Origin of the sequence: Phenylobacterium sp., from assembly GCF_035569475.1 — a bacterium.
Taxonomy (GTDB): domain Bacteria; phylum Pseudomonadota; class Alphaproteobacteria; order Caulobacterales; family Caulobacteraceae; genus Phenylobacterium.
Genome location: NZ_DATMNA010000067.1, coordinates 1 through 16,116, shown reverse-complemented (window position 1 = coordinate 16,116; position 16,116 = coordinate 1). Strand labels below are relative to the sequence as shown.

The 16,116-nt window shown below is 69.5% G+C and carries 15 protein-coding genes and 1 pseudogene; 5 read left to right on the top strand and 11 right to left on the bottom strand.

What is annotated here, in order from left to right; genetic code table 11:
- Positions 1 to 21 precede the first annotated feature (21 nt).
- Both VNW53_RS10335 and VNW53_RS10330 read right to left on the bottom strand, forming a co-directional pair.
- Positions 22 to 975 carry a magnesium transporter CorA family protein gene (locus VNW53_RS10335; RefSeq protein WP_325555517.1) on the bottom strand — a complete coding sequence of 318 codons (954 nt, stop codon included), beginning with the start codon at positions 973 to 975 and terminating at the stop codon, positions 22 to 24.
- A 70-nt stretch (positions 976 to 1,045) separates the two neighbouring features.
- Positions 1,046 to 1,726: a CHAP domain-containing protein gene (locus VNW53_RS10330; protein ID WP_325555516.1), complete on the bottom strand. Its 681-nt coding sequence runs from the start codon at positions 1,724 to 1,726 to the stop codon at positions 1,046 to 1,048.
- A 511-nt stretch (positions 1,727 to 2,237) separates the two neighbouring features.
- Here VNW53_RS10330 and VNW53_RS10325 point away from each other — a divergent pair.
- Positions 2,238 to 3,059, top strand: coding sequence for a TerC family protein (locus VNW53_RS10325; protein ID WP_325555514.1), 822 nt, complete (start codon positions 2,238 to 2,240; stop codon positions 3,057 to 3,059).
- A gap of 56 nt (positions 3,060 to 3,115) precedes the next feature.
- The gene (locus VNW53_RS10320; RefSeq protein WP_325555513.1) at positions 3,116 to 3,493 is read left to right on the top strand and encodes an AprI/Inh family metalloprotease inhibitor; all 378 of its coding nucleotides are present in this window, start codon (positions 3,116 to 3,118) and stop codon (positions 3,491 to 3,493) included.
- A gap of 56 nt (positions 3,494 to 3,549) precedes the next feature.
- On the opposite strand, the gene VNW53_RS10315 is transcribed toward VNW53_RS10320, so the two are convergent.
- Complete coding sequence (locus VNW53_RS10315; protein ID WP_325555512.1) at positions 3,550 to 5,712, bottom strand: primosomal protein N'; 2,163 nt, start codon at positions 5,710 to 5,712, stop codon at positions 3,550 to 3,552.
- Between the two features lie 85 nt (positions 5,713 to 5,797).
- On the opposite strand from VNW53_RS10315, the gene fsa reads away from it, so the two are divergent.
- From fsa to VNW53_RS10300, 3 genes are read left to right on the top strand one after another with little or no spacing between them, the layout of a single operon-like run.
- On the top strand, positions 5,798 to 6,451 hold the full coding sequence (gene fsa / locus VNW53_RS10310; protein ID WP_325555511.1) for a fructose-6-phosphate aldolase: 654 nt from the start codon (positions 5,798 to 5,800) through the stop codon (positions 6,449 to 6,451).
- Positions 6,452 to 6,467: 16 nt separating this feature from the next.
- Entirely contained in the window at positions 6,468 to 7,154 is a 687-nt protein-coding gene (locus VNW53_RS10305; RefSeq protein ID WP_325555509.1) for a DUF484 family protein, read from the top strand.
- Entirely contained in the window at positions 7,151 to 8,065 is a 915-nt protein-coding gene (locus VNW53_RS10300; protein ID WP_325555508.1) for a tyrosine recombinase XerC, read from the top strand. The genes VNW53_RS10305 and VNW53_RS10300 overlap by 4 nt, the downstream gene beginning before the upstream one ends.
- Here the strand turns inward: VNW53_RS10300 and VNW53_RS10295 are convergent.
- The 8 genes and pseudogenes from VNW53_RS10295 to sucC form a co-directional block, all read right to left on the bottom strand.
- Complete coding sequence (locus VNW53_RS10295) at positions 8,031 to 8,324, bottom strand: hypothetical protein (protein ID WP_325555507.1); 294 nt, start codon at positions 8,322 to 8,324, stop codon at positions 8,031 to 8,033. The genes VNW53_RS10300 and VNW53_RS10295 overlap by 35 nt on opposite strands.
- Entirely contained in the window at positions 8,321 to 8,593 is a 273-nt protein-coding gene (locus tag VNW53_RS10290; protein WP_325555506.1) for a hypothetical protein, read from the bottom strand. Before VNW53_RS10290 ends, VNW53_RS10295 begins: the two co-directional genes overlap by 4 nt.
- 56 nt (positions 8,594 to 8,649) lie before the next feature.
- Complete coding sequence (locus VNW53_RS10285; protein ID WP_325555505.1) at positions 8,650 to 9,087, bottom strand: GNAT family N-acetyltransferase; 438 nt, start codon at positions 9,085 to 9,087, stop codon at positions 8,650 to 8,652.
- Between the two features lie 10 nt (positions 9,088 to 9,097).
- Complete coding sequence (gene lpdA, locus VNW53_RS10280; protein WP_325555504.1) at positions 9,098 to 10,507, bottom strand: dihydrolipoyl dehydrogenase; 1,410 nt, start codon at positions 10,505 to 10,507, stop codon at positions 9,098 to 9,100.
- 30 nt (positions 10,508 to 10,537) lie between these two features.
- Positions 10,538 to 11,785 (bottom strand): 2-oxoglutarate dehydrogenase complex dihydrolipoyllysine-residue succinyltransferase, encoded by a 1,248-nt coding sequence (gene odhB, locus VNW53_RS10275; protein WP_325555503.1) that lies wholly within the window; start codon positions 11,783 to 11,785, stop codon positions 10,538 to 10,540.
- 41 nt (positions 11,786 to 11,826) lie between these two features.
- Positions 11,827 to 14,796 carry a 2-oxoglutarate dehydrogenase E1 component gene (locus tag VNW53_RS10270; RefSeq protein ID WP_325555502.1) on the bottom strand — a complete coding sequence of 990 codons (2,970 nt, stop codon included), beginning with the start codon at positions 14,794 to 14,796 and terminating at the stop codon, positions 11,827 to 11,829.
- Between the two features lie 87 nt (positions 14,797 to 14,883).
- Entirely contained in the window at positions 14,884 to 15,762 is an 879-nt protein-coding gene (gene sucD, locus VNW53_RS10265) for a succinate--CoA ligase subunit alpha (protein ID WP_325555501.1), read from the bottom strand.
- Positions 15,763 to 16,116: pseudogene (gene sucC, locus VNW53_RS10260) on the bottom strand (succinate--CoA ligase subunit beta); the annotation flags it as partial. It abuts the gene before it with no gap.

Genomic DNA, 16,116 nt, shown 5'->3' with positions numbered 1-16,116 from the left:
CGCGTCGGACACCGTGTTATTTCAGAACCATCCGCGCCGCTTGAACCACAGCACCGGCACGATCGCCGAGATCGCCATCAGGCTCAGCGCCATCGGATAGCCGTAGCGGAAGTCCAGCTCCGGCATGTTGTGGAAGTTCATCCCGTAGATCGAGGCCACCAGGGTCGGCGGCATCAGGATTACCGCGGCCACCGAGAAGAACTTGATGATCCCGTTCTGCTCGATGTTGATCAGGCCCAGCGCCGCATCCAGAAGGAAGGCGATCTGGCTGGATTGCGCGCCGGCGTGCTCGGTCAGGGACTGGCCGTCCCGTTGCAGGGCGTGCAGGTGCGCCTGGCACTCGGGATCGGCGGCGATCTCCGGGGCGAGGGCGGCGAAGCTGAACAGCCGCGCCAGGCTCACCAGGCTGTTGCGGGTCATCGAGGTCAGCGACTGGGCCCGCGCCAGCTCGGTGAGCAGGGCCTCGAACTGCGCGCCCTTGGGCCGGCCGAAGATCGACGTCGAGACCGTCTCGACGTTGGCGCCGGTATGCTCCAGCAGGTCGGCGAGCCGCTCGACGACGGCGTCCAGCAGGTTGAACAGGCAGGACGAGCTGGAGGCGACACCCAGCGCCTGGGCCCGCTCCGCGAAGAGCTGGAAGGCCTTGAGCTCGTCGTAGCGGATGGTGATCAGCACGCCCTTGGCCAGCACAAAGGTCACCGGCGCGTCCGTCCGGCTGTCGTCCTCGCGCCGGGCCAGGAGGGTGGCGGTCATGAAGGTCGCGCCGCCGGCCTGGTAGAGGCGGCTGGAGGGCTCGATCTCCGCCATCTCCTCGCGGGTGGGCAGTTCGAGGCCGAGCGCCGCCTCGATCGCGCGCTCTTCCTCGCGGGTCGGCGACAGCAGGTCGAGCCAGAGCGCGTCTTCCGGCGGCCGCCAGCCCGGCTCGGGCGATACGGCCTCGGGCCCCGGGGCGCCGCGCCGAAGGAGTTTGAGCATGCAAAGCCTCCGCGAGCGCTCCTAGTGGAGCGCCCGGACAGGCCCGTCAATTCGGTTGCGGTGCGCCGTTCTAGTTGCTCGGCGCGTCGCCGCGGGTGGCCTTGGCGATCAGGGCGGCGATGCGGTCGGTGGAGTCGGCCGCCTGGCTCAGCATCTGCAGCGGGCCGGAGCCGGGCCGCACGGCCGAGGCCATGTGGCTGGCCGCGGACTGGGCCATGGCGATGGCGGTGTTCTCGGCGTTGGAGACCCCCGTCGAGGCCAGGATCTTGGCCGTGGCGTCCTGATAGATGAAGCCGTAGGTCTGGTAGGTCGAGCCGCCCAGGTCGCGGTTGGGGTCGTACCAGACCTTGACCTGGCTCCAGTTGCCCTCAGGCGAGACGTCGACCAGGGTCACGTCCTTCTCCACCTTGCCGCGCGAGCCCTCGATGGGCGACCAGTTGGCGTGGGTGATCTGGACGATGCGGTCGGTCAGCACCTCCGAAACCACGGCCACGTGGCCCAGGCGCATGCGCTCGGTCGGCTTGAAGCAGAGCACCGCGCCGGCCTTCGGCTGGAAGCCCTCTTCGTACTTGCCGAGGGCCTGCTGCCACCAGGTATAGGCGTCGCCGAAAATCTGAATCCCGGACACCAGGCGCGCGAACGGAACGCACTGCCAGTAGGTTTCCGCCAACGCGCCACCCATGGTGGGCGCGAGGCTTAGAACCGCCGCGACGGCGAGGGAACCCAGAAGGGTTCTCGTCCGCTTAAGCATGTTTGTGAAACTCCCCGACGCGAACTCCGGAAGAGCTAACCCTATCTCCGTTTGAGTGAAAAGAGGGTTTAGATTTGAGCGGCGGATAGCCGCGTTCCGTCTATCGCGAGGCTTGGCCGTAGCATTGGCTGAATAGTTGAAAACTTCGAGAGTTGACAAGAAAAATCCGACAATCAATCTCGACGTTCAAAGATATCAATCCCATTCACCCCCTCATTGCGACACCAAACTATCTGTCCTGTCGCAGATCATTATCTCTATCATACATGATACACCGGACCAGATGCTCAAATCACCCGCCTGTAACGGAATGAAACAAGAGCTCACGCCGCATGGCAAGGTGTTCGCGTTTGGCGCGAATTCCGGCGCCCGGCGCTTCACAAGTTTGCGACATCGACGCCGGGTCCCTTGAAGCGCCCGCAAATCGGGCAAATGGGGCGAATCCGCCGGTCTCTAGCCCGCGCCCGCCAATAGGCTAGAAGTCGCCTGAGACTGGCTGGAAGGGATTCGGATGGGTCAAGTCGCGGGCGGGCTCGCCGCGCTGGTGGTGAGCCCGGAAGCCTGGATCGCCCTGGTGACCCTGATCGTCATGGAAGTGGTGCTGGGCGTCGACAACCTGGTGTTCGTCGCCCTCCTGTCCAACAAGCTGCCCGAAGCGACCCGCGGGCGGGCGCGGCGGATCGGCATCGGCCTGGCCCTGGTGCTGCGCCTCGTGCTGCTGTCGGCCATCGCCTTCATCGTCGGCCTGACCCGGCCGGTGCTGGTGCTGCCGTTCGCCGTCCCGTCCCTGGCGGACGGCCATCCGATGGTCGACCTGAGCTTTTCCTGGCGCGACCTGATCCTGCTGGCGGGCGGCCTGTTCCTGGTGTGGAAGGCGACCAGCGAGATCCATCACTCGGTCGATCCGGAGGAGACCGCCGGCCTGCTCGACAAGAAGGGACGCGCGGCCCTCAGTTTCGGCGCCGCCATCGTGCAGATCCTGGCGCTCGACGTGGTGTTCTCGATCGACTCGATCCTGACCGCGGTGGGCATGACCGAGCACCTGCCGATCATGATGGCGGCGGTGGTCGTCGCGGTGGCGCTGATGCTGGTGGCCGCCGGCCCGCTCGCCCGGTTCATCCACGACAATCCCAGCGTCGTGATGCTGGCCCTGGGCTTCCTGCTGATGATCGGGGCCACCCTGATCGCCGAGGGCTTCGGCGTGCATGTGCCCAAGGGCTACATCTATGCGGCCATGGCGTTCTCGGGCGTCGTCGAGGGCCTGAACATGCTGTCGCGCCGCAAGCGCCGCGACGGGAAGCCCCCGGCCGACAAGGGGCCCACCCTGCACTGAGGGCGCAACTCCGATCCGGGGACCGGCGTTTGGTCCCCCGATACTGGGAGTAAGCCATGAGAATCCTGAGCATAGCCTCGTGCCTGGCGGGCGCCGCCCTGTTCGCAACCGCCTCGCTCGCCGTCGCCGTCGCCGAGGACAACGAGGCCGGCGTGCCGCTGACGCCGAAGGAAGCCGTCGGCGCATGGACCGTCTCCTCCGGCGGCCAGGACCTCTGCGTCCTGACCCTGGGCGCCGCCCACACGGTGAAGGCCGCCTCGAGCTGCGGCGACGTCCTGCCCGCCGCGCCGACCGGCTGGCAGCCCACGAGCGACGGGATGCAACTGACCGGCTCCGGCGGCCAGCCGGTGCTGGCCTTCCACCGCTGGAGCAACAGCCTGTTCGTCTCGCACCGCGCCAGCGGGGTCGACGTCCAGCTCCGTCGGAACGGCTAAGGCCCTTTCCGGTCAGGCTGGATCAACCGGGTGGGAAGGGCTCTGAACGCCCGGCCTCAAAGGAAGCTGTAGGGGTCGATGTCGATGGCCACGCGCACCGCGGCCGGCGGCTTCACCCGCGCGCGCCAGGTGGCCATGTAGGCCGACAGGTCCACCGTCCGGTCCGCCCGCACCAGGAACCGCTTGCGGCGGCGGCCGCGCACCAGGCTGAGCGGCGCGTCGGCCGGGCCATAGACCTCCACGCCCGCGGAATTCGGCGCGGCCTGGGCCATGGCCTGGGCGAAGGCCTCCAACTGGGCGGGATCGACGCCGGAGATCACCACCGCGGCCAGGCGCCCGAAGGGCGGCAGGCCGGCCAGCTCGCGCTCGGCCATCTCGGCCTCGACGAAGGCGTCGCGGTCCTGGGCCGCCAGGGCCTGCATGACCGCGTGCTCCGGCGCCCAGGTCTGCAGGAGGGCGCGGCCGGCCTTCTCCTTGCGCCCGGCCCGCCCGGTGGCCTGCGCCAGCAGCTGATAGGTCCGCTCCGCCGCGCGCAGGTCGCCGCCGCGCAAGGACAGGTCGGCGTCCACGACGCCCACCAGGGTGAGGTCCGGGAAGTTGTGGCCCTTCGCCGCCGCCTGGGTGGCGACCAGGATGTCGATGTGCCCGTCGGCCATGGCCTCGATCAGCCGGCGGCCCTCCCGAGCGTCGAAGGCGGTGTCGGAGGAGAAGACCGCCACCCGGGCCTGCGGGAACAGCGCGCGCGCCTCCTCCTCCACCCGCTCCACGCCCGGGCCGATGGAGACCAGGGCGTCATGTGCGCCGCAGTGCGGGCAGGCCTTGGGCTTGGGCATGGAAAAGCCGGTCAGGTGGCAGACCAGGCGGCCTGAGTAGCGGTGCTCCACCAGCCAGGAGTCGGTGTCCGGCGCGGTCATCCGCTCGCCGCAGGCCTTGCAGAGCACCAGCGGCGCATAGCCCCGGCGATTGAGGAACAGCAGCGTCTGTTCGCCGCGCGCGAAGGTCTCGCCCATGGCCTTGACCAGCGGCGGCGACAGCCAGCGGCCAGGGTCAGGCGGGGTCTCGCGCAGGTCGATCAGGGAGATATCGGGCAGGCGCGCGTCGCCGTGCCGGGCCGACAGGCGCAGCCAGCGGTAGCGCCCCTGCTCGGCGTTGCGCAGGCTTTCCAGCGACGGGGTGGCCGAGGCCAGGACCACCGCGGCGTCCTCGATCTTGCCGCGCGCCACGGCCAGGTCGCGCCCCTGGTAGATGAAGCCCTCCTCCTGCTTGAAGGAGGCGTCGTGCTCCTCGTCGACGATGATCAGCTTCAGGTCGCCGAAGGGCAGGAACAGCGCCGAGCGGGCGCCGACCACGATCCGGCAGCGGCCGGTGGCCACGGCCTCCCACACCCGGCGGCGCGCCGGCGGGGCGACGTCGGAGTGCCATTCCCCCGGCTGGGCGCCGAACCGCGCCGCCACCCGCGCGATGACCGCCTGGGTCAGCGCGATCTCCGGCAGGAGGATCAGCACCTGCGCCGTGTCGCTGGCGGCCAGCGCCGCCGCGGCGGCCTCCAGATAGACCTCGGTCTTGCCGGAGCCGGTCACCCCATCCAGCAGGGCGACATTGAAGCCGCCGTCCGCCAGCATGGCCTTCAGCGCCGCGGCGGCGGCGGCCTGGCTGTCGTTCAGCACGGCGCCCGGCCGGGCCGGATCGGGCGGATCGAACCGCGCCTGCGCCTCGACCAGCCGCACCGTCAGCACGCCCTCGTCGATCAGGCCCTTGACCACGCCTGCGCCCACGCCCGCCGCGCGCGCCAGGTCCGGCGGGCTGAGCGCCTGGGCGGCCGCGGCTTCCAGCACCTTGGCGCGCGCCGGCGTCGGCCGGGCAGGCTGGGCCCCGGTCAGTTCCACGCTGCGCGCCGGCTTGGGTTTGGGCGCGCGGGCGCCGCGCAGGGCGATGGCCAGGGGCTGGCCCGGCCAGTCCACCGCGTAGCGCGCCGCCCACTGCACGAACTCGACGGTGCGCGGCGGCAGGCGCGGCTCCTCCAGCCGGCCCTCCAGGGGCTTCAGCGGCCGGTTGCCCCCGGCTGCCTCGCGCAGCCCCACCACCACGCCCCGCAGCAGCCGCGGGCCGAGCGGCGCGGCCACCTGATCGCCCAGTTCCAGGCCCATGCCCTCGGGCTCGGCGTAGTCGAACGCCTCCGGCAAGGGCATTGGCAGGAGAACGGAAGCGATACGGCTCATCTAAAGGGGTTTTGCGCGCATCTCGCCTGCCGCTACAAGCCCAGACCACAACAAGAATTCCCGCAGAACCAAGGTCGCCTTTCCGATGCAACTGTTCCTCGACACCACCGACGTGGCCGTCCTCAAGGACCTCGCCGCCACCGGCCTGGTGGACGGCGTCACCACCAACCCGACCCTGATCGCCAAGTCCGGCCGCCCGATGCTGCAGGTCATCGCCGAGATCTGCGCGGCGATCGAGGGCCCGGTCAGCGCCGAGGTGGCCGCCATGGACACCGCCGGCATGCTGGACGAAGGCCGCAAGCTGGCCTCCATCGCCCCCAACGTGGTGGTCAAGGTGCCGCTGACCCGCGACGGCCTGATCGCCACCCGCGAGTTCGCCCACGAGGGCATCGCCACCAACGTGACCCTCTGCTTCTCCGCCGCCCAGGCCCTGCTGGCCGCCAAGGCGGGCGCCACCTACATCTCGCCCTTCGTCGGCCGGCTGGACGACCACGGCGCCGAGGGTATGGACCTGATCGTCGAGATCCGCGCGATCTACGACAACTACGATTTCGACACCGAGATCCTGGCCGCCTCGATCCGCAACCCGGCCCACGTCATCACCGCCGCGCTCGCCGGCGCCGACTGCGCGACCATTCCGCCCGACGTGTTCAACGCCCTCTTCAAGCACCCGTTAACCGAACGGGGCCTTGATCAGTTCATGAGCGACTGGGCCAAGACGGGTCAGTCCATCCTGTAAGGCTTTCGAGGACGACATGGACGGATCGCAAGGCGGGATCGGCGAGGGCCCCCTCGACCCGGCGTCCGTGCGCAGGTTCCTGTCGGACAACCCGCAATTCCTCACCGGCGACGACGGTCTGTTGGCCGAGCTGGGGCTGAAAGTCGCCGCCGGCGGCAATGTCGTGGAGTTCGCGCCCGCCGCCATGGCCCGGGTCCACGCCGCCCACCAGCGCGAAGCCACCCAGCGCCAGCATCTGGAGGAGACGGCGCGCGCCAACTTCTCCGCCCAGGCCCAGACCCATGGCGCGGTGGTCGACCTGCTCGACGCCCGCAACCACTCCGACCTCGCCCGCCGCGTCGACGAGCTGGCGCGCCAGCGCTTCGGCCTGGCCGCCGGCGTGATCGCCCTGGAAACCGAGGCCCATCCGCCGGCCGGCTGGAGGATGCTGGTCGAGGGCCAGGTGGACATGATCCTGGGCGGCTCCCAGCGGCTGGCCCGCATGGGCTTCGCGCCCACCGCGCTCGGCCTGTTCGGCGAAGGCTCCGAGGCCATCGCCTCCATGGCCATGGTCCGCATGGCGATCTGGGAGCCGTCGCGGCAGGGCCTGCTGGCCTTCGGCTCGACCGACCCGGAGGGCTTCACCGAGGACATGGGGACCGAGCTGGTCGCCTTCCTGGCCCGCGTGGTCGAGCGCACCGCCGAGCGCTGGCCGCTGCTGTGACCTCTTCGGAGGCCCTGGCGCTCTGGCTGGAGCACCTGGCTCACGAACGCCGGTCGTCGCCGCGCACCCTGGAGGCCTACGGCTTCGCCGCGCGCCGCTACCTGGCCTTCCTGGAACAGCATCGTGGCGAGGCTGTCACGCTCGCCGTCCTGGGCGAGGTCACCGCCGGCGAGGTCCGCGCGTGGCTCGCCCATCTGCGCCAGGGCGAAAGGCCGCTGTCGCCGCGCTCGCTCAGCCAGGCGCTGTCGGCGATCCGCACCTTCCACCGCTTCCTGGACCGGCGGCTGGACACCCCCAACGCCGGCATGGCCCTGGTCCGCGGCCCGCGCGTCAAGCCCGGCGCGCCCCGACCGGTCAGCGAGGACCAGGCCCGCGGCCTGCTGGCCGAACCCGGGCTCGACCCCGACCGCGAGGACTGGGAAGCCGCCCGCGACGAAGCGGTGCTGACCCTGCTTTACGGGTGCGGCCTGCGGATCTCCGAGGCCCTGTCGCTGAAGCGGTCCGACGCGCCCCTGCCCGAGAGCCTGCGGATCACCGGCAAGGGCTCCAAGACCCGCATCGTGCCGGTGCTCCCCGCCGTCCAGGCGGCGATCGAGGCCTATCTCGCGCAGGTCCCCTTCGCGCTGTCGCCCGACGAGCCGCTGTTCCGCGCCAAGCGCGGGGGACCTCTAAGCCCCCGCCACGTCCAGGCTACGGTCCAGGCCCTGCGCGGTCGCCTGGGCCTGCCGGCCAGCGCCACGCCGCACGCCCTGCGCCACTCCTTCGCCACGCACCTCCTGGGCGCCGGCGCCGACCTGCGCTCCATCCAGGAACTGCTCGGCCACGCCTCGCTCTCGACCACCCAGCGCTACACCCAGGTCGACGCCGCGGCCCTGCTCAGCGCCTATTCGAAGGCGCATCCTCACGCTTAGCGGCGGGGTCGGCCGCGCCAGGCTCGAGGCTCGGGTGGTAGCCGACGGGCGTGGGCACCCCGCAGCCGTCAATCTGGCGCACCACGGCGTATTCCACAGCCGGCGGACGGCCGTGGAAGGCGGTGTTCTGGCGCGCGACCTCCTGCTCCACCACTGAGCGGCAATAGCTCGGCTGGTGATAAAGGTTCGGCATCGGCTCGGCCTTGGGAGGCGGGGCCGCAACGGTCGCCGCGGCGGCGGCGAGAGCGGCGAGGATCATTTCGCGGCCTCCACCAGGCAGAGCTGTCCGTTCGGATAGTCCACCCAGTCCTTCAGCCCATGGGCAGGGCGGTCGCCCTTGCGGTAGAGGGCGGCGGGCTGGGCCAGCGAGGCCTCCAACCGGCCAGGGGCGGCAGCGCAGGCCCCCTTGGACGGCAGAGTGCGGATCAGCTCCGACGACCGCACAGGCGGCGTGGCCTCGAAGAGCTGGACATGGGGGTTGGTCGGCAGCTGGGCCGACAACTGGGCGGCGAGGAGCAAGGCGAGCATGGCGCGGTCTCCGGTTCGTGGCCGCAAGGCTCTCACCGCCGGCGCGCGGCGCCAAGTTAACTCTTGGGCGGCCGCTCCGGGCGCACCAGTCGCAACCAGGCGATGTCCGAGCCCGGATCGCGCCCGTGCTCGGTGCAGAAGAAGCCCTCGCGGCGGTAGAAGGCCTGGGCGCGCAGGTTGGGCGCCTGGACCTTCAGCGACAGCGGCCCGCGCACATTCGCGGCGATGTGGTCCAGCAGCGCCTTGCCGACGCCGCGGCCGCGGGCGTCCACATAGAGCGAGTGCAGGAAGCCCTGCGGCCGGTAGAAGCCGGCGACGCCGAGGATCGTCCCGTCCTCGACGGCGACATAGATCTCCTCGTCCCGCGCGGCGCGCAGGAATTCGTCGCGTCGGTGCCGCTCGGGCGGCAGCCAGGTGAAGGTCTCGCGCAGCACGCGGACATAGAGGTCCGCGCAGGGGCCGAGTTCGTCGGACCTCGCGCGCCGGACCTCCACGCCGGCCTCGTCAGGCCTGCATGGTCCACCCCTCGACGCCCATGGCCGCCTGGCGCAGGGCCTCGGAGCGGGTGGGGTGCGGGTGGCAGGTGCGGGCCACGTCCTCGGACGCGGCGCGGAATTCCATGGCGACGCAGTACTCGCCGATCATCTCCGAGACCGAAGGGCCGATCAGGTGGGCGCCCAGGACCTCGTCGGTGACCGCGTCGGCCAGGATCTTCGCGAAGCCCTCGGTCTCGTGGTTGATCTTGGCGCGGGAGTTGGCGGTGAAGGGGAACTTGCCGACCTTGTAGGCGCGGCCCTCGGCCTTCAGCTCCTCCTCGGTCTTGCCGACCCAGGCGACCTCCGGGGCTGTGTAGACCACGCTCGGGATGATGCCGTAGGCCACGTGGCCCGCCTTGCCGGCGATGGTCTCGATACAGGCCACCGCCTCGTCCTCGGCCTTGTGCGCCAGCATCGGCCCGTGGGTCACGTCGCCGATCGCCCAGACGCCGGGCGCCGAGGTCTTCCAGTGGTCGGTCTCGATGAAGCCGCGCTTGTCAGGGGCGATTCCGACGTTTTCCAGGCCCAGGCCCTCGGTATAGGGCGTGCGCCCGATGGCCAGCAGGACGTAGTCGGCCTGCAGCGTCTCGGCCTCGCCGCCCGCCACCGGCTCGACGGTCAGGCTGACCCCGGTCTTCGAGGCCTTGGCGCCGGTCACCTTGCTGGAGAGCTTGAAGACGATCCCCTGCTTGGTCAGCGACCGCTGGAAGGTCTTGGCGACCTCGGCGTCCATGCCGGGCGTAATCCGGTCGAGGAATTCGACGACCGTCACCTGCGCGCCCAGCCGGCGCCAGACCGAGCCCAGCTCCAGGCCGATGATGCCCGCGCCGATCACCAGCAGGGACTTGGGGACTTCCGGCAGCGAGAGCGCGCCGGTGGAATCGACGATCCGCTTCTGGTCGACCGTCACGCCCGCCAGGCCGGAGGGCAACGAACCCGTGGCGATGACGATGTCCTTGGCCTCCAGGGCGCTCACCGCGCCGTCCGGGCCGATCACCTCGACCTTGCCGGGGCCCGCGATGCGGCCGGCGCCGCGCACCCAGTCCACCTTGTTCTTCTTGAACAGGAACTCGATGCCCTTGGTGAGCTGGCCGACCGAGGTCGCCTTCTGGGCCATCATCTGGGTCAGGTTCAGCTTCGGCTTCACGTCGATGCCGAGTTCGGCGAAGTGGTTGGCCGCGGCGTCGTACATCTCCGAGGCGTGCAGCAGGGCCTTGGACGGCATGCAGCCGACGTTCAGGCAGGTGCCGCCCAGCGTCGCGCCGCCGTCCACGCCCTTGTCGACGCAGGCCACCTTCAGGCCGAGCTGGCCCGCGCGGATCGCGGCGTTGTAGCCGCCGGGACCGCCCCCGATGATAATGACGTCGTACTGAGCCATGCTAGCTTTCCAAATCTTTCGGCGCGGTCCTCAGAGGTCCAGCAGCAGGCGCTGCGGTTCCTCGATGGCTTCCTTGACGTGGACCAGGAAGGTCACCGCGCCCTGGCCGTCGACCACCCGGTGGTCGTAGCTGAGCGCCAGGTACATCATCGGCCGGATCACCACCTGGCCGCCGATCGCCATCGGACGCTCCTGGATCTTGTGCATGCCCAGGATGCCGGACTGCGGCGCGTTGAGGATCGGCGTCGACATCAGCGAGCCATAGACCCCGCCGTTGGAGATGGTGAAGGTCCCGCCCTGCAGGTCCTCCAGCGCCAACTGGCCGTCACGGGCCTTCTTGCCCAGCGCGCCGATGGCCTTTTCGATATCGGCCAGGCTCATGGCGTCGACGTCGCGCACGACCGGCGTCACCAGGCCACGCTCGGTGCCCACGGCGACCGAGATGTCGTAGTGGTTCTTGTAGATCAGGTCCTGGCCGTCGATCTCGGCGTTGACCTCGGGGACCATCTTCAGGGCGTGGGTCACCGCGCGCACGAAGAAGCTCATGAAGCCGAGCTTCACCCCATGGGTCTTCTCGAAGACGTCCTTGTACTGGTTGCGCAGCGCCATGACCGCGGTCATGTCCACCTCGTTGAAGGTGGTCAGCATGGCGGCCGTGTTCTGGGCTTCCTTCAGACGGCGCGCAATGGTCTGGCGCAGGCGCGTCATGCGGACCCGTTCTTCGCGCGCGTGGATTTCGCGGGGCGCGGCGGGGGCCGACGGCGCGGGCGCCGGGGCCTGGGCGCGGGCCTCCAGGGCGGCGAGCGCGTCGCCCTTGGTGATCCGGCCGTCCTTGCCGGTGCCGGCGATGGCCGAGGCGTCGAGCCTGTTCTCCGCCACCACGCGCTGGGCCGATGGCGCCAGCACGGCTTCGGCGGCGGCCTTGGCAGGCGCGGGAGCAGGGGCAGGCGCCGGGGCGGGCGCAGGCGCGGCGGACTTCGCCGGCTCGGGCGCCTTGGCCGGTTCCGGGGCCTTGGGCGGCGCGGCGGCCTTGGGCGCGGCCGCGCCTTCGGTGATCTTGCCCAGCACCGCGCCGGGCTCGACCGTGGCGCCTTCCTCGAAGGCGATTTCCGAGAGCGTGCCGTCGGAGGGCGCGGCGACCTCCAGGCTCACCTTGTCGGTTTCCAGCTCGACCAGGATCTCATCCTTGCGGACCGCATCGCCGGCCTTCTTGGTCCAGCGCGCCACCGTGGCTTCGGTGACGGACTCGCCCAGCGCTGGCGTCATGATGTCGGCCATAGGGAATGCGCTCCTTGGATCTTGGGACAGTCGTTCGGGGTTCAGGCGAAGGCTTCGGTGAGGAAGGCTTCGAGTTCTTTCATATGGCGCGCCATCAGGCCGGCCGCGGTAGAGGCCGAGGCCGGGCGGCCGACGTAGCGGGCGCGCTTGGCCTTGATGCTCATCCGGTCCAGCGTCAGCTCCAGCCAGGGGTCGACGAAGGTCCAGCCGCCCATGTTCTTCGGCTCTTCCTGGCACCAGACCAGTTCGGCGTTGGCGAACCGCTTCAGGACGTTGGAGAGCGACTTCAGCGGCCAGGGATAGAACTGCTCCAGGCGCAGGATATAGACGTCGTCGCGGCCGCTCTTCGCCCGCTGTTCGATCAGGTCGAAGTAGACCTTGCCGGAGCAGAGGATGACCCGGCTGATCTTGTCGTCGGCCTTCAGCTTGACGCCGCCCACGTCCATGCCGGCCTCGGCGCCGTCCACCATCACCCGGTGGAAGCTGGTGCCCTCGGCCATGTCCGACAGGTTCGACACCGCCCGCTTGTGCCGCAGCAGCGACTTGGGCGTCATGACCACCAGCGGCTTGCGGAACTCGCGGATCATCTGGCGGCGCAGGACGTGGAAATAGTTGGCCGGCGTCGTCGGGTTGACGACCTGCAGGTTGTCCTCGGCGCACATCTGCAGGAAGCGCTCGAGGCGGGCGGAGGAGTGCTCCGGCCCCTGGCCCTCGTAGCCGTGCGGCAGCAGCATGACGAGGCCGCTCATCCGCAGCCACTTGCGCTCGCCCGACGAGATGAACTGGTCGATGACCACCTGGGCGCCGTTGGTGAAGTCGCCGAACTGGGCTTCCCACATGTCCAGCGTGTTGGGGTCGGTCAGCGAGAAGCCGTACTCGAAGCCCAGCACCGCCTCTTCCGACAGCGCCGAATTGAGCGCCTCGAAGTGGGCCTGGCCGGGGCCGAGGTTGCGCAAGGGGAAATAGATCTCCTCGGTCTTCTGGTCGACGATGCCCGAGTGGCGCTGGGTGAAGGTGCCGCGGATCGAATCCTGGCCCGACAGGCGCACCGGATAGCCCTGGTCGAGCAGGCTCGCGAAGGCCAGCGCCTCGCCCGTGGACCAGTCCAGGCCCTCACCCTTGTCGATGGCCTCGCGGCGGCCGGCGATCACCCGCTCGACGGTCTTGTGGACGCTGATCCGCTCGGGGATCGAGGTCATCTTGTGGCCGAGGTCGAGCAGCTTCTGGCGGGACACCCCGGTCACACCGCTCTCCTCGGAGCCCGGCAGCTTCAGGCCCGACCACTTGCCGTCCAGCCAGTCGGCCTTGTCGGCGTGGAAGGTCTTGCCCGAGTCAAACTCGGCGTCGAGGAACTTGTCGAACTCGGCGATCCAGCCGTCGATCTCCTCCTGGGTCGCGGTGCCCTCGCCCACCAGGCGGGTGGCGTAAAGGTCGCGGACGGAAGGGTGCTCCTTGATCTTCGCGTACATCAGGGGCTGGGTCATCGTCGGGTCGTCGCCCTCGTTGTGACCGAACCGGCGGTAGCAGAACATGTCGACCACCACGTCCTTGCCGAACTGCTGGCGGTACTCGGTGGCGACCCGGGCGGCGAACACCACGGCTTCCGGATCGTCGCCGTTGGCGTGGAAGATCGGCGCCTCGACCATCAGGGCGACGTCGGACGGATAGGGCGAGGAGCGGCTGTTCTTCGGGCTGGTGGTGAAGCCGATCTGGTTGTTGACGATGAAGTGGACGGTGCCGCCCACGCCATAGCCGCGCAGGCCGGAGAGCGCGAAGCACTCGGCCACCACGCCCTGGCCGGCGAAGGCCGCGTCGCCGTGCATCAGCAGCGGCAGAACGTGGCTGCGCCCGGCGCTGGCGTTCTGGCGCAGGGTGAAGGCCTGCTTGGCGCGCGCCTTGCCGATCACCACCGGGTTGACGATCTCCAGGTGGCTCGGGTTCGCGGTCAGCGACAGGTGGACGGAATTCCCGTCGAACTCGCGGTCCGACGAGGCGCCCAGGTGGTACTTCACGTCGCCCGAGCCCTCGACGTCGGAGGGCAGCGACGAGCCGCCCTGGAACTCGTGGAAGATGATCTGGTAGGGCTTGCCCATCACCGCGGCGAGCACGTTCAGGCGCCCGCGGTGCGGCATGCCGACGATGATGTCCTTCACCCCCAGCGCGCCGCCGCGCTTGATGATCTGCTCCAGCGCCGGGACCAGGCTCTCGCCGCCGTCCAGGCCGAAGCGCTTGGTGCCGGGGAAGCGGCGGTGCAGGAACTTCTCGAAGCCTTCGGTCTCGATCAGCTTCTTCAGGATGGCGATCTTGCCTTCCTTGGTGAAGACGATCTCCTTGTCGCGCCCCTCGATGCGGGCCTGGAGCCAACCCTTCTCCTTGGGGTCGGAGATGTGCATGTACTGCACGCCGACGTTGCCGCAGTAGGTGCGCCGCACGATCTCCAGGATCTCGCGGATGGTGGCCATCTCCAGCCCCAGCACGAAGTCGAGGAAGATCGGCCGGTCGTAGTCGGCCTCCGAGAAACCGTAGGTCGCCGGGTCCAGCTCCGAGGCGTCGCCCGGCGTCGTCGCCAGGCCCAGCGGATCGAGGTTGGCCTTCAGGTGGCCGCGCATCCGGTAGGCGCGGATCATCATGATGGCGCGCAAGGAGTCGAGCGTCGCGGCGCGGACGGCGTCGGTCGAGGGCGCAGGGCCCGCCGCGGCGGGCGCCGCGCGCTCGGCGATCTTGGCGCCCAGCTTGGCTTCCACCGCCGGCCACATGCCGTCGAGGGCTGAGAGCCAGTCGGGGCGGGCGGCGGGCGGGGCGGCCCTGATCCAGGCGGGTTCGGCGGCGGCGCGCTTCACGTCGCCGGCCGAGTCGTGCAGGGAGGCGAAGAAGGCCCGCCAGGAGGGCTCGACCGAGTTGGGGTCGGCCGACCACTGGGCGTAGAGGTCCTCAACGAAGGCCGAATTGCCGCCGTAGAGGAAGGAGGTCTCCGCCAAGACCTCGTTGATCAGACCCGCATCGTCCGCCATGTCGTCCGCTTTCCCAGAGCCGGGACCGCGGAGCTTCTCGAATGAAGGAGCCGAGCGCGGACCGCTCTAACGTCTAAATTTCGGCGCTCAGCCGCCTTTGAGCACTTCCAGCAGGGTTTCGCCGAGTTTCGCCGGAGACGGAGACACGCGGATGCCCGCGGCTTCCATCGCGGCGATCTTGTCCTCGGCTCCGCCCTTGCCGCCGGAGATGATCGCGCCCGCGTGACCCATGCGCCGACCGGGCGGCGCGGTGCGTCCCGCGATGAAGCCGACCATAGGCTTCTTGGTTGGTGAATTCTTGATGAACTCGGCCGCGTCTTCCTCGCCCGAGCCGCCGATCTCGCCGATCATGATGATCGACTCGGTCTCCGGGTCCTTCAGGAACAGGTCGAGCATGGCGATGAACTCGGTGCCCTTCACCGGGTCGCCGCCGATGCCCACGGCCGTCGTCTGGCCGAGGCCTACCTGGGAGGTCTGGAACACGGCCTCATAGGTAAGCGTCCCCGAGCGGGAGACAACGCCCACCGAGCCCTTCTTGAAGATGTTCCCCGGCATGATGCCTATTTTGCATTCATTGGGGGTCAGGACGCCGGGGCAGTTGGGCCCGATCAGCCTGGATTTCGAGCCGTCCAGGGCGCGCTTCACCTTGACCATGTCGGCCACCGGGATGCCCTCGGTGATGCAGATGATCAGCGGGATCTCCGCGTCGATGGCTTCCAGGATCGAGTCCGCGGCGAACGCCGGCGGGACGTAGATCGCCGAGGCGTCCACCCGCTCGTTGCGCACCATCTCGGCCACGGTGTTGAACACCGGCAGGCCGATGTGGGTCGTGCCGCCTTTGCCCGGCGTCACCCCGCCCAGCATCTTGGTCCCGTAGGCGATGGCCTGTTCGGAGTGGAAGGTGCCTTGCGCCCCGGTGAAGCCCTGGCAGATCACCCGGGTGTCTTTGTTGATCAGGATCGACATTTACTGGGCGCCCCGCACGGCCTTGACGATCTTCTCGGCGCCGTCCGAGAGGTCGTTGGCGGCGATGACGTTGAGGCCGCTCTCGTTGATGATCTTCTTGCCGAGCTCGGCGTTGGTGCCTTCCAGCCGCACCACCAGCGGGACCTGCAGGCCCACCTGCTTGACCGCGGCGACCACGCCCTGGGCCAGGATATCGCAGCGGGCGATGCCGCCGAAGATATTGACCAGGATGCCCTTCACGTTCGGGTCGGCGATGATGATCTTGAAGGCCGCGGTGACCTTGGCCTCATCGGCGCCGCCACCGACATCCAGGAAGTTGGCCGGCTCCGCGCCATAGAGCTTGATGATGTCCAT